This is a genomic window from Pseudomonas sp. GD03903 (assembly GCF_029840045.1).
Lineage (GTDB): Bacteria > Pseudomonadota > Gammaproteobacteria > Pseudomonadales > Pseudomonadaceae > Pseudomonas > Pseudomonas pseudonitroreducens.
Window position 1 is genome coordinate 86863 of the sequence record NZ_JAOCBT010000022.1, and the last position, 18000, is coordinate 104862.

The following is an 18000-nucleotide window of genomic DNA, read 5'->3' on the forward strand; positions in this document are numbered from 1 at the left end:
CTTCCGAGTGCGCTTGCCGCAGGGGGCGGCGCTCTTTAGACTGGCCGTCCTTTTTTATTCATGAGCAGGGTCGATGCCAACAGTCTTCCCCGAAGATTCCGTCGGTCTGGTCTCGCCCCAGACGCTGCAGTTCAACGAACCGCTGCCCCTGGCCTGCGGCAAGACCCTGCCCGAATACCAGCTGGTGATCGAGACCTACGGCGAGCTGAACGCCACGGCGAGCAACGCCGTGCTGATCTGCCACGCGCTCTCCGGCCATCACCACGCCGCCGGCTACCACAGCGAGGACGAGCGCAAGCCGGGCTGGTGGGACAGCTGCATCGGTCCGGGCAAGCCCATCGACACCCGCAAGTTCTTCGTCGTCGCGCTGAACAACCTGGGCGGCTGCAACGGCTCCACTGGCCCCACCAGCCCTAACCCCGCCACCGGCAAGGCCTACGGTGCGGACTTCCCGGTTGTCACCGTGGAAGACTGGGTCAACAGCCAGGCACGCCTGGCCGATCGCCTGGGGATCCAGAGCTGGGCCGCCATCGTCGGCGGCAGCCTGGGCGGCATGCAGGCGTTGCAGTGGACCATCAGTTATCCCGAGCGCGTGCGTCATTGCCTGTGCATTGCCAGCGCACCGAAGCTGTCGGCGCAGAACATCGCCTTCAACGAAGTCGCGCGCCAGGCGATCCTCTCGGACCCTGAGTTCTTCGGCGGGCACTTCCAGGAACACGACGTGATTCCCAAGCGCGGCCTGCGCCTGGCGCGGATGGTCGGCCATATCACCTACCTCTCCGATGACGCCATGGGCGCCAAGTTCGGCCGCGACATGAAGTCGGAGAAGCTCAACTACGACCTGCACAGCGTCGAGTTCCAGGTGGAAAGCTACCTGCGCTACCAGGGCGAAGAGTTCTCCACCCGCTTCGACGCCAACACCTACCTGCTGATGACCAAGGCGCTGGACTACTTCGACCCGGCCGCCGCCCATGGCGACGACCTGGCGCGGACCCTCGCCGGGGTGAAGGCGGACTTCTGCCTGATGTCCTTCACCACCGACTGGCGCTTCTCCCCGGCGCGTTCGCGGGAGATCGTCGACGCCCTGCTGGCGGCGAAGAAGAACGTCAGCTACCTGGAAATCGACGCCCCGCAAGGCCATGACGCCTTCCTGATGCCGATTCCGCGCTACCTGCAAGCCTTCAGCGGTTACATGCACCGCATCAGCGTATAAGGAACACCATGCGCGCCGACCTGGAAATCATCCAAGACTGGATCCCCGCCGGCAGCCGCGTGCTCGACCTGGGCTGCGGCGATGGCGAGCTGCTCGCCTGGCTGCGCGACCACAAGCAGGTTGGCGGCTACGGGCTGGAGATCGACCCCGACAAGATCGCCAAATGCATCGAACGCGGAGTCAACGTCATCGAACAGGACCTGGACAAGGGCCTGGGCAACTTCGCCAGCAACAGCTTCGACGTGGTCGTCATGACCCAGTCGCTGCAGGCCCTGCGCTACCCGGACAAGGTGCTGGCGGAGATGCTGCGCGTGGGCAAGACCTGCATCATCACCTTCCCCAACTTCGGCCACTGGCGCTGCCGCTGGTATCTCGCGCGCAATGGCCGCATGCCCGTGTCGGAGTTCCTTCCGTACACTTGGTACAACACGCCGAATATCCACTTCTGCACCTTCCGCGACTTCGAAGCGCTCTGCCACGAGCAGCACGCGAAGGTGCTCGACCGCCTGGCGGTGGACCACGAGCACCAGCATGGCTGGGCCTCGCGAATCTGGCCTAATCTGTTGGGTGAGATCGGCATCTACCGGATCAGCGGCGCTGGCGTGCAAGACCACCGCATCGCCGTCTGATCGCGGCTATCTGATAGAGCCCGGGAGAAACATCATGCGCCGCCTGCTTACCTTCTTCGCCTGCCTGGTCCTCGCCCTGCCCGCCTTCGCCGAACAGGTGAAGCGCCTGGGTGACCTGCAGGTGCACTACAGCGTATTCAACTCCAGCTTCCTCCAGCCCAACGTCGCGCAAGCGGTGGGCGTGGTGCGCAGCAAGGCCCAGGGCGTGATCAATATCGTGCCGCTGGACGCCGCCGGCAAACCGGCCAACGCCACCGTCGCCGGCAGCGCCAAGAACCTGATGGGCCAGACCATTCCCCTGACCTTCAAGCGCGTGGTCGAGGAAGGCGCCGTGTACAACCTGGCGCAGTTCCCCATCGAAGGCCGCGAAACCCTGACCTTCTCCATCCAGGTCCAGTCCGGAAGCGAAGCCCCGCAAAGCTTCGACTTCATGCAGGAAATCTTCCCCGACGAATGATCAAGCTCGAACAACTGGTGCTGGCCAGTCACAACGCCGGCAAGCTCAAGGAACTCCAGGCCATGCTCGGAGCCCACGTGAAGGTGCGCTCCATCGGCGAGTTCAGCGACGTGGAGCCGGAAGAGACCGGCCTGTCCTTCGTCGAGAACGCCATCCTCAAGGCGCGCAATGCCGCGCGCATCTCCGGCCTGCCGGCGCTGGCAGACGACTCGGGTCTGGCGGTCGATTTCCTCGGCGGTGCGCCGGGCATCTATTCCGCGCGCTACGCCGACGGCCAGGGTGACGCGGCGAACAACGCCAAGCTGCTCGATGCACTGAAAGACGTGCCGGACGCGCAACGCGGCGCCCAGTTCGTCAGCGTGCTGGCCCTGGTTCGCCACGCCGACGACCCGCTGCCGATCCTCTGCGAAGGCCTCTGGCACGGCAGCATCCTGCGCGAAGCGCGCGGTGAGTATGGTTTCGGCTATGACCCGCTGTTCTGGGTGCCGGAAGCCGAGTGCTCCAGCGCCGAACTGGCGCCTGACCGCAAGAACCAGATCAGCCACCGCGCCCGCGCGATGGCCCTGCTGAAGCAGCGGCTGGGACTATGACCAAGGCTTCAGGCGACAGGCTTCAGGCCCCAGGCAAAAGCCCCCACCTGCAGCCTGCGGCCTGCAGCCTGCAGCTCCCGCCGCTCTCGGCGTACGTACACATCCCCTGGTGCGTGCGCAAATGTCCCTATTGCGACTTCAATTCCCACGCCGCCGGGCCGGAGCTGCCGGAAGACGCCTACGTCGAGGCGCTGCTGGCTGACCTGGCCGCCGACCGCGGATACGTCCACGGCCGCAAGCTGACCTCGATCTTCTTCGGCGGCGGTACGCCCAGCCTGTTTTCCGCCAAGGCGCTGGGGCGCATCCTTGACGGTCTGGAGCAGCAGGTTGGTTTCGAAAGCGACATCGAGATCACCCTTGAAGCCAATCCGGGCACCTTCGAGCAGGCCAAGTTCGCCGACTACCGCCAGCTGGGAATCAACCGGCTGTCCATCGGTATCCAGAGCTTCCAGGCCGAGAAGCTCAAGGCGCTGGGCCGTATCCACGATGGTGACGAAGCCATTCGCGCCGCCGAAATGGCCCGCCGCGCCGGCTTCGACAACTTCAACCTGGACCTGATGCACGGCCTGCCGGAGCAGAGTGTCGCCGATGCACTGAGCGACCTGCAGCAAGCCATCGCCCTGGCCCCGACGCACCTGTCCTGGTACCAGCTGACCATGGAACCGAACACGGTGTTCTGGAGCCAGCCGCCGGAGCTGCCCGAAGACGACCAGTTGTGGGAAATCCAGGAAGCCGGCCAGGCGCTGCTCGCCCAGGCGGGCTACCTGCAATACGAAACCTCCGCCTACGCCCGTGACGGCAAGCGCGCGCGGCACAACCTGAACTACTGGACCTTTGGCGATTTCCTCGGCATCGGCGCCGGCGCCCACGCCAAGCTGAGCACGCCGGAAGGCCGCATCCTGCGCACCTGGAAGACCCGCCTGCCGAAGGACTACCTGAATCCGGAGAAACCCTTCCAGGCCGGCGAACGCGACCTGGAGGCCGGCGACCTGCCGTTCGAGTTCATGATGAACGCCCTGCGTCTTACCGAGGGCGTGCCGGCGGCGACCTTCACCGAGCGCACCGGCCTGCCGCTCGCGGCCATCGAGGAGGCCTGCCTCCTGGCGCGCAAGGACGGCCTGCTGGTGGCGGACCCGCTTCGCCTGGCGCCGACCGAACGCGGCCAGCTGTTCCTCAACGACCTGCTGCAGCGCTTCCTGCCCTGAGCTCCTGACTCACCTGCGGCCGGGCGACGTCAGCGTCGCCCGCCGTGTACACTCCCCGGCGACTCTCGATCCCAAGGAGCCCCAATGGACTTCGCGCTCGACCTGATTGCCAATGTCTCCCGCTGGTGCCGCGGCCACCTGTCCGACATCGCCCTGGCGATCATGGCCACCGTGCTGGTGCTGTTCGGCCCGGCGATCAACGCCTGGGTTCAGCAGCGCATCGGCAGCCTGAACTTCGTCTTCCGCACCCTGCTGTTCGTGCTGATCTGCGCCGTCGGCTACGGCCTGGCGATGGTCTTCGTCACCCCATGGCTGGCCAAGGGCCTGGGCTATTTCAACAACTACACCCTGGCGCCCGTCCTGCTGCTAGTGTTCTTCGTGATTGGCATGATCGCCGACCGCAGTTGAGCTGCGTTCCTCCGGCGGTTGGCCACACACCCGCCGGAGGACACATGAAGCCGATCAAGCATCTCTACCTGCACTTCTCCGATGGCCAGCGCCTGGCGCTGCGCTTCCCGCAACAGAGCGACGACCCCGCCGAAGTGGCCCGCGGCATCCGCAAGCAGATGGAATCGCCGGTCATCAGCATCGAGGTGGACGGCGACCTGCTGATCATCCCGCGCACCAGCATCAAGTACCTGCAGATCAGCCCGGCGCCGATGCGCATGCCGGAAACCACGGTGCTGGGTGCCGAGCTGATCGAATAACGCAGCAGTTTTCTGTAGGAGCGAGCTTGCTCGCGAACGCTTTGTCCGGGCGCACCGTCCGCTGGGGCGGTTCGCGAGCAAGCTCGCTCCTACAGGTCCGTTGCGCAGATAAACGAAGGCCGCCTTTCGGCGGCCTCTGTCGGACTCAGTTGCCCTCGCGGCGCAGCGCCTGCGGGGTGAAGTCGCGCGGCCCCAGCGGGACCTTGAAGTCGTACATCGGCTCGTTGTTGTCCAGGCCGTCAACGAAGTAGCGCTTGCCTTCGAAGTCGTACAGCGCCTCCAGGGTACTGAGCACCATGGGTACGTCGTAGTAGTTGATCGGGTGCACTTCCTGGGCGCGGATCAGCTTGCCGTCGGCGTTGTAGATGTCCGAGGCGAGGATCTGCCAGCTGTCCTCGTCCAGGTAGAAGCGGCGCTTGGCGAACGGATGGCCCATGCCCTTGCGCAGGGTCGCCTCGACCACCCAGACGCGGTGCGGCTCGTAGCGCAGCAGCTCGGGGTTGAGGGACTTGGTCTTGAGGATATCGGCGTAGGGAATGCCCTTCTGGTGCACGGCGTAGCTGTTGTACGGCACTAGCATCTCGCGCTTGCCGAGCAACTGCCACTCGTAGTGGTCCGGCGCACCGTTGTAGACGTCCACGGTGTCGGCGGTGGCCAGGCCGTTGGTGTCCGGCTGCAGGGTGTCGTAGGCCAGGCTCGGCAGGCGGCGCACGCGGCGCTCGCCACTGTTGAAGCGCCAGGCCTTGCGGATCGACAGCACCTGGTCGATGGTCTCCTGCACCACCAGCGCCGAACCGGCAAGCTTCGCCGGGGCGACAATGTTGTACTTGTAGTAGAACAGCGTGTTGTTCAGGTCCTGCGGGGTCATGCCCTCGCGACCATAGTTGAAGTACACGTAGCGGTCGAGCTTGAGCAGGTTGTAGCTGCCGCTGGCGAGCACGGCGGCCTGGTTGGTCACCATGTGAATCTGCTCGCCACGGTAACGCATGATGTGGTTCCAGATGGCTTCCAGGCCGGTCTTCGGAATCGGAAACGGCACGCCCGCGGCCGCGCCCTGCACACCGTTGCCGTCGGCAATCAGCTCCGCGTTTTCGGCGTTGAAGCGGGTGGCGTCATAGATGCGCTGGGGCAAGGAGGCACTGCGGCGGCTGGGAAAGACGCGCAGGTAGTAGTCCGGGTTCTCCTGCAGCAACGCCTGGGTGCCGGGCGTGAGCAGCGCCTGGTACTGCGCCAGGTTCTTGCTGTCGATCTTGTACTGCATGGCGTCGCCAGCATACGGATCAAGGTGGTGGGTGCCGGGCTGGTATCCCGCCGGGGCGCTGGTGATACCGCCCGTCCAGGCAGGGATGGTGCCGCTGGCGTTGCCGGCCATCTCCGCCCCCATCGGCGTCAGGTCGCGGCCCAGTCGAGCGGCCTCGGTGGCATCGACTTTCGCCTGCGCCGGCAGGGCCCACGCCCCCGCCATCAGCAGTACAGCAAGTTTCTTCAACACAGCAGACTCCTTTGCGACGGACTCCTGTCCATCACTCTTATTTTCGTCCGCGGCGGGTGCCGCTTTTTATTCAGGAGGTGAGGGTGGCCTTCATGGCCTGCCGGGTGGTCCCGGTCTGTAGGGTGTTCCTGCGTAAAAAAGGCCTGCTGCGCAGGCCTTTCCGATACCTCAGTCGACGCGCTCGAACTTCAGGTCCCAGACGCCATGGCCGAGTCGCTCCCCGCGACGTTCGAACTTGGTGACCGGGCGCTCTTCCGGGCGCGGCACATAGGTATTATCGGCCGAAAGGTTGCGGTAGCCGGGTGCGGCATTCATCACTTCCAGCATGTGCTCGGCGTATTGTTCCCAGTCGGTGGCCATGTGCAGCACGCCGCCGACCTTCAGCTTCTGTCGCACCAGCTCGGCCCAGGCCGGCTGCACGATGCGACGCTTGTGGTGACGCGACTTGTGCCACGGGTCCGGGAAGAACAGCAGCAGGCGATCGAGGCTGGCGTCGGCGACGCAGTCACGCAACACTTCGATGGCATCGCAGCTGTAGACGCGAATATTGGTCAGGTCCTGGGTCAGCATGCCGTTGAGCAGCGCGCCAACGCCCGGACGGTGCACTTCCACGCCGATGAAGTCCTGCTCCGGCGCGGCCGCAGCCATCTCGAGGGTGGCGTGGCCCATGCCGAAGCCGATCTCGAAGGTACGCGGCGCCTGGCGCCCGAACACTTCATCGAAGTCCCGCGCACCATCGGCCAACTCCAGGCCGAACTTCGGCCAGCCCTGATCGAGGCCGCGTTGCTGGCCTTCGGTCATGCGCCCGGCACGCATCACGAAGCTCTTGATGGCGCGCATCGGACGGTTGTCGGCGTCGGGCTGGTTCTCGGGCTGATTTTCGGGAATGTCACTCATGACTCGGACCTTGCGGGTAAATGCACGCGCGGGCCGGTTGCTTCTGGCAAACCGGCCCGCGCGTCGAAGTGGAAACGTTAGTTGATCAGGCCGGTCATCGGCGACGACGCGCTCGCGTAGAGCTTGCGCGGCATGCGGCCGGCCAGGTAGGCCAGGCGGCCGGCGACGATGGCGTGCTTCATGGCCTCGGCCATCATCACCGGGTTCTGCGCGTGGGCGATGGCAGTGTTCATCAGCACGGCCTCGCAGCCCAGCTCCATGGCAATGGTGGCGTCAGAGGCGGTACCCACACCGGCATCCACCAGCACCGGAACGCTGGCTTCTTCGAGGATGATGCGCAGGTTGTACGGGTTGCAGATGCCCAGGCCCGAGCCGATCAGGCCGGCCAGCGGCATCACTGCAATGCAACCGATCTCGGCCAGTTGGCGGGCGATGATCGGGTCATCACTGGTGTACACCATGACGTCGAAGCCGTCCTTGACCAGCACTTCGGCGGCCTTGAGGGTTTCGACGACGTTGGGGAAGAGAGTCTTCTGGTCGGCCAGGACTTCCAGCTTGACCAGGTTGTGGCCATCCAGCAGTTCGCGGGCCAGACGGCAGGTGCGCACGGCCTCGACGGCGTCGTAGCAGCCGGCGGTGTTCGGCAGGATGGTATAGCGATCCGGCGGGATCACGTCCAGCAGGTTGGGCTCGCCCGGGTTCTGGCCGATGTTGGTGCGGCGCACCGCTACGGTGACGATCTCGGCGCCCGAGGCCTCGATGGCGACGCGGGTCTCTTCGAGGTCCTTGTACTTGCCGGTGCCGACCAGCAGGCGCGAATTGTAGGTACGGCCAGCCAGGGTAAAAGGCTTGTCGACCGGCAGGTTGGAAGTAGCTTGGCTCATCGGATCACTCCTGACGAAAAGGAAGGCGGGCGGGGCCTGAAATCTGGGGCGACGGGCTCTAGCCGCCGCCGATGGCATGCACCACTTCCACCTGGTCGCCTTCGCTCAGGGCGGTGGCGGCGTGCTGGCTGCGCGGCACGATGTCCTGGTTGAGCTCGACCGCGACACGCTTGCCGGTGAGGTCGAGACGCTCGAGCAGGTTGGCGACGCTGTGGCCGTCGGGCAGCTCGAAAGGTTCGCCATTCAACTGAATACGCATGGGCGGGACGGTCATTGCTGGAGGGGTCGGCATTCTAGCCCGATCGCGCCGGATGACCAAGGTATCCGGGCGTCGCACTCGGGCTTTTCTGACGCTCGGGTCAACCCAGCTGGAAGGCCGCCACCAGCAGCAACGCCCAGCCGATGAGGAAGAACAGGCCGCCGATCGGGGTGATGATGCCCACGCTCAGGCCTGCCAGGGTCAACAGGTAGAGGCTCCCGGAGAACAGCAGGATGCCAACGGTGAATGCCCAGCCGGCAAGGCTGATGAGGGTGCCGCCGATGTGCGCGGTGAGCAGCGCCACGCCGAACAGCGCCAGGGCATGCAGCATCTGGTAGTGCACGCCGGTCTGGAACACCGCCAGGTACTCGGGCGTGAGCTTGTTCTTCAGGCCGTGGGCAGCGAACGCGCCGAGGGCCACTCCGGTGAAACCGAAGAACGCGGCGAGCATCAGGAAAGTGCGCAGCATGGGACAGCTCCAGACAGGTGAGTATCGCTATAATGGCCCGCTCATCCGCCCAGGCAAAGCCTCCGCATGCGCAACGCCCTCCGCCGCCTGTCAAAGATCGCGCTCTGGTTCGTCGCCATCAGCGTGGCGCTGGTCATCGTCCTGCGCTGGGTACCGCCGCCGGGAACCATGGTGATGGTCGAGCGCAAGGTCGAGTCCTGGTTCAACGGCAAGCCCATCGACCTGCAGCGCAGCTGGCGCTCCTGGGACGAGTTGCCGGACAGCCTCAAGCTCGCGGTGATCGCCGGCGAGGACCAGAAGTTCGCCGAGCACCACGGCTTCGACCTGCCGGCAATCCAGAAGGCGCTGGTGCACAACGAGCAGGGCGGCAAGGTTCGCGGCGGCAGCACCATCAGCCAGCAGGTGGCGAAGAACGTCTTCCTCTGGACCGGGCGCAGCTGGCTGCGCAAGGGCTTCGAAGCCTGGTTCACCCTGCTGATCGAGACCTTCTGGTCCAAGCAGCGGATTCTCGAGGTCTACCTCAACAGCGTGGAATGGGATGCCGGCGTGTTCGGCGCCCAGGCCGCCGCCCAGCATCACTTCGGCGTCGACGCCAAGCGCCTGTCGCAGCAGCAGGCCAGCCTGCTCGCCGCGGTGCTGCCCAACCCGCGCAAATGGAGCGCCGGCAAGCCCGGCCCTTACGTGCGCCAGCGCGCCTCGTGGATCCGCCAGCAGATGTGGCAATTGGGCGGGAGCGACTATCTCGAACGCCTTTAAGGCGCTTCGCTGAGCTTGAGGGTATTGCGCGGCACCACTCGCACCCACTGCAGGGTGCCGTCACGGTGCAGCACGGTCATACCCTTCTCCGGATAAACCCAGGCCTCGCCGCCATCGACCTGCAGACGCAGGCGCGGGTCGCCCAGGCCCACCGCCAGCCGGCCGACCGCCAGGTCTTCCTGCGGCGCCAGCGCCAGCTCGGAGACTGGCTTGCTGCCCAACTGCCCCATCAGATCGGCACTCAGCGGCTGGTCCTTGCTGGTCGGCTGCATGCCAGTGGCCTTGGCCAGGCTGGCATGTTCGGCGTCACTCAGCGCCAGCTCCGCCTCGACGTGCCAGGGCCCTTCCTCGGTCACCAACTTGCCGCGGTAATGCAGCTGCGGGCCGTCCTGGCTGGCGGTCAGCCATAGCTCTCCAGGCTGCTGGTCCTGCAGCTGGCCGAGGGTCAGGCGGTCATCGGCCAACGGCTCGAAAATCTTTTCCTTCCAGTCGTTGAACCACTGCGGCGGCTTGGGCGGTGCCGAAGTTCGGGCCACCCAGGTACCCAGGCCGAAGGCCAGCAGGGCGATGACCAGGAAAAACATCCCGTGGACGGGACGCAGGCGCGGCATGGGGCTCTCCAGACTCTGGACAGAGAATGAGCGGACAGAAAAAAACCGCACCAGGGTGCGGTTCTCGGTCTCAACGGGAGCACATCGAAGCCGGTCAGGCTTCGATGCGGCCTTTGAGCTTGTTCATCGCGTTCTTTTCCAACTGACGAATCCGCTCGGCGGACACGTTGTACTTGGCCGCCAGGTCGTGCAGCGTCGCCTTTTCCTCGGCCAGCCAACGCTGGTAGAGAATGTCGCGGCTGCGTTCGTCCAGGCCTTCCAGCGCTTCGTGCAGGCTGGCGGTGGAGCTGTCGCTCCAGTCCGCTTCCTCCAGCTGGCGCGCCGGGTCGTAGCGATGGTCTTCCAGATAATGCGCCGGGGACTGGTAGGCGCTCTCGTCGTCGGCATCCGCCGCCGGGTCGAAGGCCATGTCCTGTCCGGTGAGACGGCTTTCCATCTCGCGGACTTCGCGGGCCTCGACACCGAGGGTTTCCGCGACGCGGTGCACTTCGTCATTGCTCAGCCAGGCCAGTTTCTTCTTCTGGCTGCGCAGGTTGAAGAACAGCTTGCGCTGCGCCTTGGTGGTCGCGACTTTGACGATCCGCCAGTTGCGCAGGATGAACTCATGGATCTCCGCCTTGATCCAGTGGACGGCGAACGACACCAGGCGCACACCCATTTCCGGGTTGAAGCGCTTCACGGCCTTCATCAGGCCGACGTTGCCTTCCTGGATCAGATCGGCCTGGGCCAGGCCGTACCCGGAATAACTCCGGGCGATGTGCACAACAAAGCGCAGGTGCGCCAGAACCATTTGCCGTGCCGCTTCCAGATCTTGCTGGTAGAAGAGGCGTTCGGCCAGTTCGCGCTCCTGCTCCGGCGTCAGCAGCGGAATGCTGTTCACCGAGTGCACATAGGCTTCCAGGTTCGCACCGGGAGCCAGGGCATAAACAGGTTGCAGAGAAGTGGTCATGCGAATCCTCCGATTCACGAAACTCGCGCAGTGTAGCACTGCGAAATCTGACTGCAAGCGGGTGTAAAAGTTCCTTTACACCCACTTGACCCCCAGCAAAATCAGGGGGTTTCAGCGCGGCGCCAACTCACGCAGATGGCGCGCCACGGCCAGCCAGGCACCGATCCAGCCCAGCAGCACGGCGCCCACGGTGAGCGACAGGCCGTCATCGACCGGTACGCCCGCCAGGCCGAAATCACTGCCATACAGCCCGGCCAGGTTGACCACCGAGCTGTTCAGCCAGTCCAGGCCAAAGGCCAGCAGGGCCCATGACAGGATGCCGGCGCCCAGGCCATACAGCGCGCCCATATAAAGGAAGGGGCGGCGCACGTAACCGTCCGTCCCGCCGACCAGCTTGATGACTTCGATTTCGTTACGGCGATTTTCGATGTGCAGGCGGATGGTGTTGCCGATCACCAGCAATAGGGTCAGCACCAGCAGGATGGTCAGGCCGAAGACGAAGCGGTCACCCAGCTTGAGGATTGCCGACAGCCGCTCGACCCAGACCAGGTCCAGCTGTGCCTGTTGTACACCCGGCAGTTCCGAGAGCCGTTGACGCAAGGCATCCAGCTGGGCCTTGTCGATCTGCTTGGGCGTCACCGAGATGACCGCCGGCAGCGGGTTGTCAGGCAACTCCTTCAGCGCTTCGCCAAGACCGGACTGTTCCTGCAGCTCTTTCAGCGCATCGTCACGACTGATGAGCTGTGCCTCGATGACATCGGGCATTTTCTCGATCTGCTCGCGCAGGTCCTGGCCCTGGGCCTCGCTGGCCTTGAGGTCGAGGAACAGGGAAATCTGCGCGGCGCGCTGCCAGGAGCCGCCAAGGCGCTCGACGTTGTTCAGCAGCAGCGACAGGCCCATGGGCAGGCTCAGGGTAATCCCCATCACCAGGCAGGTGAAGAAACTGCCGAAGGGATGGCTGACCAGGCGGTGCAGGCTGTCCATCAGGCTGGCGCGGTGGTTTTCCGCGTAGGCCGAGAGCGAGGCGCTGTGGTCCTGGTGTTCGTTGTCTTCCGGGCGCTCGCGCGTGTTGCGCGTCGGGGTGCCCTCTTCTTCGCCACGCGGCAGGTCATTGGCGCTCATCAGGCGTTCTCCTCACGATCGGCGATGATGCGGCCGCGCTGCAGGGTGATCATCCGGTGGCGCATCCGCGCGATCAGCGCCAGGTCGTGGCTGGCGATCAGCACGGTGGTGCCCAGGCGGTTGATGTCCTCGAACACCGACATGATTTCCGAAGCCAGGCGCGGGTCGAGGTTACCGGTCGGTTCATCGGCGAGCAGCAGGGCCGGACGGTGTACCACCGCGCGGGCGATACCAACGCGCTGCTGCTGGCCAGTGGACAGGTCGGACGGACGGTCTTCGGCCTTTTCCTTCAGGTTCACCCGCTCCAGCGCCGCTTCGACGCGGTAGGCGATCTCCGCCTTGGGCAGGCCGAGGATCTGCATCGGCAGGGCGACGTTGTCGAACACGCTGCGGTCGTCGAGCAACTGGTGGTTCTGGAACACCACGCCGATCTGCCGGCGCAGGAAGGGAATCTGCGCGGTGGAGATGCGCGAAACGTCCTGCCCGCCGAGCAGCAGCTTGCCGGAGGTCGGCCGCTCCATCGCCAGGATCAGGCGCAGCAGGGTGCTCTTGCCCGCGCCGGAATGGCCGGTGACGAACATGATCTCGCCGCGCGGCACGCGGAACGAAATCTCGTGCAGGCCGACATGGCCGTTGGGGTAGCGCTTGCCAACCTGCTCGAAACGAATCATGCGATTTCCCGGGTCTCGAAGAGTGCACGGACGAAGGCATCGGCTTCGAAGGTTCGAAGATCGTCGATCCCTTCGCCGACGCCGATGTAGCGGATCGGCAGCGCGAACTGCTTGGCCAGGGCGAAGATCACCCCGCCCTTGGCGGTGCCGTCCAGTTTGGTCAGGGCCAGGCCGGTCAGCTCAACGGCGTTGTTGAACTGCTTGGCCTGGTTGATGGCGTTCTGCCCGGTGCCGGCATCCAGTACCAGCAGGACTTCGTGGGGAGCCGTCTCATCCAGCTTGCCGATGACGCGGCGGACCTTCTTCAGCTCTTCCATGAGATTGTCCTTGGTGTGCAGGCGGCCGGCGGTGTCGGCGATCAGCACATCCACGCCACGGGCCTTGGCAGCCTGCACGGCGTCGAAGATCACCGAGGCGGAATCCGCGCCGGTGTGCTGGGCGATCACCGCGATGTTGTTGCGCTCGCCCCAGACCTGCAGTTGCTCGACGGCGGCGGCGCGGAAGGTGTCGCCGGCGGCCAGCATGACCTTCTTGCCGTCCTGCTGCAGCTTCTTCGCCAGCTTGCCGATGGTGGTGGTCTTGCCGACGCCGTTCACGCCGACGACCAGGATCACGTAGGGCTGCTTGTCCGCCGTGATGCTCAGCGGCTGCTCGACCGGGCGCAGCAGGGTCGCCAGCTCCTCCTGCAGGGCCTTGTACAGCGCCTCGCTATCGGCCAGTTCCTTGCGCGCCACGCGCTTGGTCAGGTTCTGCACGATGGCAGTGGTGGCCTCGACGCCGACGTCGGCGGTCAGCAGGCGGGTTTCGATTTCGTCGAGCAGGTCGTCGTCGATGGCCTTCTTGCCCAGGAACAGGCTGGCCATGCCTTCGCCGAGGCTGGCGCTGGTCTTCGACAGGCCCTGCTTGAGGCGGGCGAAGAAGCCGACCTTCGCCGGTTCGGCGGTAGCCGGCTTGGCTTGCGGCTCAGGCTGTGGGGCGACCGCGGGTTCCGGCTGGGCGACCACGATGGGCGCTTCGGCCACGGGCTCGGGCTGAACGGGCGCGGCGACGGGCGTCGGCTCGACCGGCAGGACGGCCGGCTGCGGCGCTTCGGCAACGCTCGGCTGCGGCTCAGGCTGCTCAGACTGAAGAGCGGGCTGCACCAGCGGCTCGACCGGCACGGCGGCCGGCACTACGTCGATGACCGGCTCGGGAGCCGGCTCGGCGCGCGGTGCGAGCGGTTCGGCTTGTGCAGCAGGAGCCTGTTCGGGCGCAGGAACGGGCTCGGCGGCAACCGGTTGTTCTACCGGCTGCTCGGTTTCGGCGGCGGGTTGCTCCTCGGCCTGCGGCTTCTTGCGCCACCAACCGAACAGCCCCTTCTTCTCCCCGGCTGGCGGGGCCTTCTTGTCGTCGTTGGAACCAAACATGTAGGGATCGAATCTCTAGGGGACGCCACGGGGACAGGTCGTGAAAAAGCCTCGAAACAGCTTTGCGAAATCCTGAACGTGGCCGCCCGGAAAACGGATGGGTATCCTAGCATCTCCTCGCCCGCCGGGGTTAAGAGGCTGGCCGCCAGCCTGCATAGACCCCGCGGACAGCCCGAAAGGTTCAGTCCACGATGAAAACCCTTGCGCGCCGCCACGCCGGCCTGCTGCTCGGCTCCCTGTTGCTGCCACTGATGGCCGTCGCCGCCGAACCACAGCCCACCCATGAATACACCCTGGACAACGGCCTGAAAGTCGTCGTCCGCGAAGACCACCGCGCGCCCGTGGTGGTCTCCCAGCTCTGGTACAAGGTCGGCTCCAGCTACGAGACACCCGGCCTCACCGGACTCTCCCACGCCCTTGAACACATGATGTTCAAGGGCAGCCGCAAGCTCGGCCCCGGCCAGGCTTCGCTGGTGCTGCGCGACCTCGGCGCGGAGGAGAACGCCTTTACCACCGACGACTACACCGCCTATTACCAGGTGCTCGCCCGCGACCGCCTGCCGGTGGCGCTGGAGCTGGAGGCCGACCGCATGGCGCACCTCGCCCTGCCGGCCGACCAGTTCAAGAGCGAGATCGAGGTGATCAAGGAAGAACGCCGCCTGCGCACCGAGGACAAGCCCAGCGCGCTGGCCTTCGAGCGCTTCAAGGCCGCCGCCTACCCTGCCAGCGGCTACCGCACGCCGACCATCGGCTGGATGGCTGACCTGCAGCGCATGACCATCGACGACCTGCGCCACTGGTACCAGGCCTGGTACGCGCCGAACAACGCCACCCTGGTGGTGGTCGGCGACGTGACCGGCGATGAGGTGAAGGCCCTGGCCGAGAAATACTTCGGCGAGATTCCCAGGCGCGACCTGCCCGCCGCACGCAAGCCGCTGGAGCTGGCCGAGCCGGGCGAGCGCCGCCTGAAACTGCATGTACGCACGCAGCTGCCCAGCCTGATCATGGGCTTCAACGTGCCCACCCTGGGCAGCAGCGACGATTCGAAGCAGATCAACGCCCTGCGCCTGATCTCGGCGATCCTCGACGGTGGCTACAGCGCCCGCCTGGCCTCGCGCCTGGAGCGCGGCGAGGAAATCGTCGCCGGCGCCTCGGCCTCCTACGACGCCTTCTCCCGCGGCGACGGTCTGTTCTTCCTCTCCGCCACGCCCAACGTGCAGACCGGCAAAACCCTCGACCAGGTCGAGGCCGCGCTGTGGAAGCAGCTGGAAGACCTCAAGCAGAACCCGCCGAGCAAGGAAGAACTGGAGCGCGTACGCGCCCAGGTGATCGCCGGTCTGGTCTACGAGCGCGACTCCATCGCCGGGCAGGCCAGCACCATCGGCGAACTGGAAAGCGTCGGCCTCGGCTGGCGCCTGGCGGACAAGGACCTGGAAGCCATCCAGGCCGTCACTGCCGAAGACATCCAGCAAGCTGCCCGCACCTATTTCACCCGCTCCCGCCTGACCCTCGCCCAGGTCCTGCCGGAAGTCGCCACCGACAAGGAGCCGAGCCATGAGTGAACGCAATGGCCTGCGCTACGGCCTGGTCGGGCTGATCGTCATTCTGTTGATCGCCGGACTGGTGCTGTTCGTTTCCCGCCCCGCGGCCGAGCCCGAAGTGGCCGCGCCGGCGCCCGCACCTGCGCAACCGGCTAGCGCCGAAAATGCCGCGCCCACCGGCCTGCAATCCCTGGCCGAAGCCGCCGGCAAGGCGCCCAGCCACCGCAAGCTGAACATCCAGCAATGGCAGACCGCCGAGGGCGCCCGCGTGCTCTTCGTCGAAGCCCATGAGCTGCCGATGTTCGACCTGCGCCTGACCTTCGCCGCCGGCAGCAGCCAGGACGGCGACACCTATGGCCTGGCCATGCTGACCAACGCCATGCTCAACGAAGGCGTGCCCGGCAAGGACACCAGCGCAATCGCCGCCGGCTTTGACGACCTGGGCGCCAACTTCGGCAACGGCTCCTACCGCGACATGGCCGTGGCCAGCCTGCGCAGCTTGAGCGAGCCGTCCAAGCGCGACGCCGCGCTGGCGCTGTTCGACCAGGTGATCGGCCAGCCGACCTTCCCCGAAGACGCCCTGGCGCGCATCAAGAACCAGGTCATGGCCGGCTTCGAATACCAGAAGCAGAACCCCGGCAAGCTGGCGGGCCTGGAACTGTTCAAGCGACTTTATGGCGACCATCCCTACGCTCACTCCAGCGACGGCAACGAGAAGTCGGTGCCGAAGATCAGCGTCGCCCAGCTGCGCGCCTTCCACCAGAAGGCCTACGCCGCCGGCAACGTGGTCATCGCGCTGGTCGGCGACCTGACCCGCGAGCAGGCCGAAGCCATCGCCGGCAGCGTCTCCAAGTCCTTGCCCAAGGGCCCCGCCCTGCCAGCACCGGGCGAGCCGCAGATGCCCAAGGCCGGCGTCACCCACATCGAGTTCCCGTCCAAGCAGACCCAGCTGATGCTGGCGCAACTGGGCATCACCCGTAACGACCCGGACTATGCCGCGCTCTACCTGGGCAACCAGATCCTCGGCGGCGGTGGCTTTGGTACCCGCCTGATGGACCAGGTGCGCGAGAAGCGCGGGCTGACCTACGGCGTGTACTCCGGCTTCACCGGCATGCAATCGCGCGGGCCGTTCACCATCGGCCTGCAGACCCGCGCCGAAATGAGCGAAGGCACCCTCAAGCTGGTGCAGGACATCGTCCGCGACTACCTCGACAAGGGCCCGACGCAGAAGGAACTGGACGACGCCAAGCGCGAGCTGGCCGGCAGCTTCCCGCTGTCCACCGCGAGCAACGCCGATATCGTCGGCCAACTCGGCGCCATCGGCTTCTACAACCTGCCGCTGGATTACCTGGAGACCTTCCTCAGCCAGGTCCAGGGCCTGAGCGTGGAACAGGTGAAAGAAGCGATGCGCCGCCACCTCGACCCGGACGCCTTCGTCATCGTCACCGCCGGCCCCACCGTGCCGCAGCAACCGCTGCCGCCGCCCACCGACAAACCCGCCGCGCAACCCGCCGGCGTACCGGAGCACTGATGAGCAAACGACCCGGCGGCGCCCCGCGCGCCGCACAGAAGCCCCACGGCGGCCAGGGCCAGCTGCGCATCATCGGCGGCGAATGGCGCAGCCGGCGTTTCGCCTTCCCCGACGGCCCGGGCCTGCGCCCGACACCGGACCGGGTGCGCGAAACCCTGTTCAACTGGCTGGCGGCGTATGTTCCGGGCGCCCGCGTGCTCGATCCCTTCGCCGGCAGCGGCGCGCTGTTCCTCGAAGCGCTGTCCCGTGGCGCCAGCTCAGGCCTGGCGCTGGACACCAACGGCGAAGCCGTGGCCGCCCTGCGCAGCACCCTCGATACCCTCAAGTGCGGCAACGGCCAACTGCTGCTGACCGATTCGCTGCGCTACCTCGACGCCCCGGCCTCTCAGGCCTTCGACCTGGTCTTCCTCGATCCGCCCTTCCACCAGGACCTGCTGCAGAACACCTGCGGCCTGCTGGAGGAACGCGGCTGGCTGGCCAAGGACGCGTGGATCTACACCGAAAGCGAGGCCGTGCCCTCCAGCCTCGGCCTGCCGGGCAACTGGCGGCTGCATCGGGAGAAGACCGCAGGCTCGGTGCATTACGCGCTGTGGCAGCGGGAAGACTGAACC

General features: G+C 65.9%; 20 protein-coding genes and 1 pseudogene. 11 read left to right on the forward strand and 10 right to left on the reverse strand.

The features are described 5' to 3' along the window. The first annotated feature begins 73 nt into the window (after nucleotides 1-73). The 7 genes from N5C91_RS26235 (at nucleotide 74) to N5C91_RS26265 (ending at nucleotide 4801) form a co-directional block, all read left to right on the forward strand. Complete coding sequence (locus N5C91_RS26235) at nucleotides 74-1213, forward strand: homoserine O-acetyltransferase (protein ID WP_054907817.1); 1140 nt, start codon at nucleotides 74-76, stop codon at nucleotides 1211-1213. A gap of 8 nt (nucleotides 1214-1221) precedes the next feature. Beyond that, nucleotides 1222-1842 carry a methionine biosynthesis protein MetW gene (metW, locus tag N5C91_RS26240; RefSeq protein ID WP_236172747.1) on the forward strand — a complete coding sequence of 207 codons (621 nt, stop codon included), beginning with the start codon at nucleotides 1222-1224 and terminating at the stop codon, nucleotides 1840-1842. A gap of 34 nt (nucleotides 1843-1876) precedes the next feature. After that, nucleotides 1877-2299: a DUF4426 domain-containing protein gene (locus N5C91_RS26245; protein ID WP_236172748.1), complete on the forward strand. Its 423-nt coding sequence runs from the start codon at nucleotides 1877-1879 to the stop codon at nucleotides 2297-2299. After that, complete coding sequence (gene rdgB, locus N5C91_RS26250; RefSeq protein ID WP_279833043.1) at nucleotides 2296-2889, forward strand: RdgB/HAM1 family non-canonical purine NTP pyrophosphatase; 594 nt, start codon at nucleotides 2296-2298, stop codon at nucleotides 2887-2889. The genes N5C91_RS26245 and rdgB overlap by 4 nt, the downstream gene beginning before the upstream one ends. After that, nucleotides 2886-4094: a radical SAM family heme chaperone HemW gene (gene hemW / locus N5C91_RS26255; RefSeq protein ID WP_279833045.1), complete on the forward strand. Its 1209-nt coding sequence runs from the start codon at nucleotides 2886-2888 to the stop codon at nucleotides 4092-4094. Before rdgB ends, hemW begins: the two co-directional genes overlap by 4 nt. An 84-nt stretch (nucleotides 4095-4178) precedes the next feature. Further along, nucleotides 4179-4502 carry a DUF3392 domain-containing protein gene (locus N5C91_RS26260; RefSeq protein WP_017520106.1) on the forward strand — a complete coding sequence of 108 codons (324 nt, stop codon included), beginning with the start codon at nucleotides 4179-4181 and terminating at the stop codon, nucleotides 4500-4502. Between the two features lie 44 nt (nucleotides 4503-4546). Further along, nucleotides 4547-4801, forward strand: coding sequence for a hypothetical protein (locus N5C91_RS26265; protein ID WP_017520105.1), 255 nt, complete (start codon nucleotides 4547-4549; stop codon nucleotides 4799-4801). Between the two features lie 145 nt (nucleotides 4802-4946). On the opposite strand, the gene N5C91_RS26270 is transcribed toward N5C91_RS26265, so the two are convergent. The 5 genes from N5C91_RS26270 to N5C91_RS26290 form a co-directional block, all read right to left on the reverse strand. Next, nucleotides 4947-6293 (reverse strand): DUF1329 domain-containing protein, encoded by a 1347-nt coding sequence (locus N5C91_RS26270; protein ID WP_279833050.1) that lies wholly within the window; start codon nucleotides 6291-6293, stop codon nucleotides 4947-4949. 168 nt (nucleotides 6294-6461) lie between these two features. Beyond that, entirely contained in the window at nucleotides 6462-7133 is a 672-nt protein-coding gene (gene trmB / locus N5C91_RS26275; RefSeq protein ID WP_217284487.1) for a tRNA (guanosine(46)-N7)-methyltransferase TrmB, read from the reverse strand. Between the two features lie 134 nt (nucleotides 7134-7267). Then, nucleotides 7268-8074 carry a thiazole synthase gene (locus N5C91_RS26280; protein WP_236172753.1) on the reverse strand — a complete coding sequence of 269 codons (807 nt, stop codon included), beginning with the start codon at nucleotides 8072-8074 and terminating at the stop codon, nucleotides 7268-7270. Between the two features lie 58 nt (nucleotides 8075-8132). Continuing rightward, a complete protein-coding gene (gene thiS, locus N5C91_RS26285) occupies nucleotides 8133-8333 on the reverse strand; it encodes a sulfur carrier protein ThiS (RefSeq protein ID WP_017520101.1) in 201 nt (66 codons plus the stop codon). A 100-nt stretch (nucleotides 8334-8433) separates the two neighbouring features. Continuing rightward, nucleotides 8434-8802 carry a DUF423 domain-containing protein gene (locus tag N5C91_RS26290; protein WP_024766771.1) on the reverse strand — a complete coding sequence of 123 codons (369 nt, stop codon included), beginning with the start codon at nucleotides 8800-8802 and terminating at the stop codon, nucleotides 8434-8436. A 32-nt stretch (nucleotides 8803-8834) separates the two neighbouring features. On the opposite strand from N5C91_RS26290, the pseudogene mtgA reads away from it, so the two are divergent. Beyond that, nucleotides 8835-9558 (forward strand): annotated as a pseudogene (mtgA, locus tag N5C91_RS26295) (monofunctional biosynthetic peptidoglycan transglycosylase). Here mtgA and N5C91_RS26300 read toward each other — a convergent pair. The 5 genes from N5C91_RS26300 to ftsY form a co-directional block, all read right to left on the reverse strand. Then, entirely contained in the window at nucleotides 9555-10169 is a 615-nt protein-coding gene (locus N5C91_RS26300; RefSeq protein ID WP_236201279.1) for a hypothetical protein, read from the reverse strand. The pseudogene mtgA and the gene N5C91_RS26300 overlap by 4 nt on opposite strands. Before the next feature lie 94 nt (nucleotides 10170-10263). Next, the gene (gene rpoH, locus N5C91_RS26305; protein ID WP_024766773.1) at nucleotides 10264-11118 is read right to left on the reverse strand and encodes an RNA polymerase sigma factor RpoH; all 855 of its coding nucleotides are present in this window, start codon (nucleotides 11116-11118) and stop codon (nucleotides 10264-10266) included. A 111-nt stretch (nucleotides 11119-11229) separates the two neighbouring features. Further along, complete coding sequence (gene ftsX / locus N5C91_RS26310) at nucleotides 11230-12240, reverse strand: permease-like cell division protein FtsX (protein ID WP_236172757.1); 1011 nt, start codon at nucleotides 12238-12240, stop codon at nucleotides 11230-11232. Further along, nucleotides 12240-12911, reverse strand: a complete 672-nt coding sequence (gene ftsE / locus N5C91_RS26315; RefSeq protein WP_236172758.1) for a cell division ATP-binding protein FtsE — start codon at nucleotides 12909-12911, stop codon at nucleotides 12240-12242. The genes ftsX and ftsE overlap by 1 nt, the downstream gene beginning before the upstream one ends. Continuing rightward, nucleotides 12908-14317: a signal recognition particle-docking protein FtsY gene (ftsY, locus tag N5C91_RS26320; RefSeq protein ID WP_279833063.1), complete on the reverse strand. Its 1410-nt coding sequence runs from the start codon at nucleotides 14315-14317 to the stop codon at nucleotides 12908-12910. The genes ftsE and ftsY overlap by 4 nt, the downstream gene beginning before the upstream one ends. Nucleotides 14318-14508: 191 nt before the next feature. Between ftsY and N5C91_RS26325 the strand changes: the two genes are divergently transcribed. Genes N5C91_RS26325 through rsmD form a run of 3 tightly spaced genes read left to right on the forward strand, consistent with a single transcriptional unit; the run spans nucleotide 14509 to nucleotide 17997 of the window. Continuing rightward, nucleotides 14509-15879 (forward strand): pitrilysin family protein, encoded by a 1371-nt coding sequence (locus tag N5C91_RS26325; RefSeq protein ID WP_279833066.1) that lies wholly within the window; start codon nucleotides 14509-14511, stop codon nucleotides 15877-15879. Next, on the forward strand, nucleotides 15872-17389 hold the full coding sequence (locus N5C91_RS26330; RefSeq protein ID WP_279833069.1) for a pitrilysin family protein: 1518 nt from the start codon (nucleotides 15872-15874) through the stop codon (nucleotides 17387-17389). The genes N5C91_RS26325 and N5C91_RS26330 overlap by 8 nt, the downstream gene beginning before the upstream one ends. Then, nucleotides 17389-17997 carry a 16S rRNA (guanine(966)-N(2))-methyltransferase RsmD gene (gene rsmD / locus N5C91_RS26335; protein ID WP_279833072.1) on the forward strand — a complete coding sequence of 203 codons (609 nt, stop codon included), beginning with the start codon at nucleotides 17389-17391 and terminating at the stop codon, nucleotides 17995-17997. The genes N5C91_RS26330 and rsmD overlap by 1 nt, the downstream gene beginning before the upstream one ends. Nucleotides 17998-18000 lie beyond the last annotated feature (3 nt).

Excerpts from the sequence above, each read along its gene's own strand:
- N5C91_RS26235 (WP_054907817.1), top strand. The coding sequence starts at position 74 with ATGCCAACAGTCTTCCCCGAAGATTCCGTCGGTCTGGTCTCGCCCCAG.
- metW (WP_236172747.1), top strand. The coding sequence starts at position 1,222 with ATGCGCGCCGACCTGGAAATCATCCAAGACTGGATCCCCGCCGGCAGC.
- N5C91_RS26245 (WP_236172748.1), top strand. The coding sequence starts at position 1,877 with ATGCGCCGCCTGCTTACCTTCTTCGCCTGCCTGGTCCTCGCCCTGCCC.
- rdgB (WP_279833043.1), top strand. The coding sequence starts at position 2,296 with ATGATCAAGCTCGAACAACTGGTGCTGGCCAGTCACAACGCCGGCAAG.
- hemW (WP_279833045.1), top strand. The coding sequence starts at position 2,886 with ATGACCAAGGCTTCAGGCGACAGGCTTCAGGCCCCAGGCAAAAGCCCC.
- N5C91_RS26260 (WP_017520106.1), top strand. The coding sequence starts at position 4,179 with ATGGACTTCGCGCTCGACCTGATTGCCAATGTCTCCCGCTGGTGCCGC.
- N5C91_RS26265 (WP_017520105.1), top strand. The coding sequence starts at position 4,547 with ATGAAGCCGATCAAGCATCTCTACCTGCACTTCTCCGATGGCCAGCGC.
- trmB (WP_217284487.1), bottom strand. The coding sequence starts at position 7,133 with ATGCGCGCCATCAAGAGCTTCGTGATGCGTGCCGGGCGCATGACCGAA.
- N5C91_RS26280 (WP_236172753.1), bottom strand. The coding sequence starts at position 8,074 with ATGAGCCAAGCTACTTCCAACCTGCCGGTCGACAAGCCTTTTACCCTG.
- thiS (WP_017520101.1), bottom strand. The coding sequence starts at position 8,333 with ATGCGTATTCAGTTGAATGGCGAACCTTTCGAGCTGCCCGACGGCCAC.
- N5C91_RS26290 (WP_024766771.1), bottom strand. The coding sequence starts at position 8,802 with ATGCTGCGCACTTTCCTGATGCTCGCCGCGTTCTTCGGTTTCACCGGA.
- N5C91_RS26300 (WP_236201279.1), bottom strand. The coding sequence starts at position 10,169 with ATGCCGCGCCTGCGTCCCGTCCACGGGATGTTTTTCCTGGTCATCGCC.
- rpoH (WP_024766773.1), bottom strand. The coding sequence starts at position 11,118 with ATGACCACTTCTCTGCAACCTGTTTATGCCCTGGCTCCCGGTGCGAAC.
- ftsX (WP_236172757.1), bottom strand. The coding sequence starts at position 12,240 with ATGAGCGCCAATGACCTGCCGCGTGGCGAAGAAGAGGGCACCCCGACG.
- ftsE (WP_236172758.1), bottom strand. The coding sequence starts at position 12,911 with ATGATTCGTTTCGAGCAGGTTGGCAAGCGCTACCCCAACGGCCATGTC.
- ftsY (WP_279833063.1), bottom strand. The coding sequence starts at position 14,317 with ATGTTTGGTTCCAACGACGACAAGAAGGCCCCGCCAGCCGGGGAGAAG.
- N5C91_RS26325 (WP_279833066.1), top strand. The coding sequence starts at position 14,509 with ATGAAAACCCTTGCGCGCCGCCACGCCGGCCTGCTGCTCGGCTCCCTG.
- N5C91_RS26330 (WP_279833069.1), top strand. The coding sequence starts at position 15,872 with ATGAGTGAACGCAATGGCCTGCGCTACGGCCTGGTCGGGCTGATCGTC.
- rsmD (WP_279833072.1), top strand. The coding sequence starts at position 17,389 with ATGAGCAAACGACCCGGCGGCGCCCCGCGCGCCGCACAGAAGCCCCAC.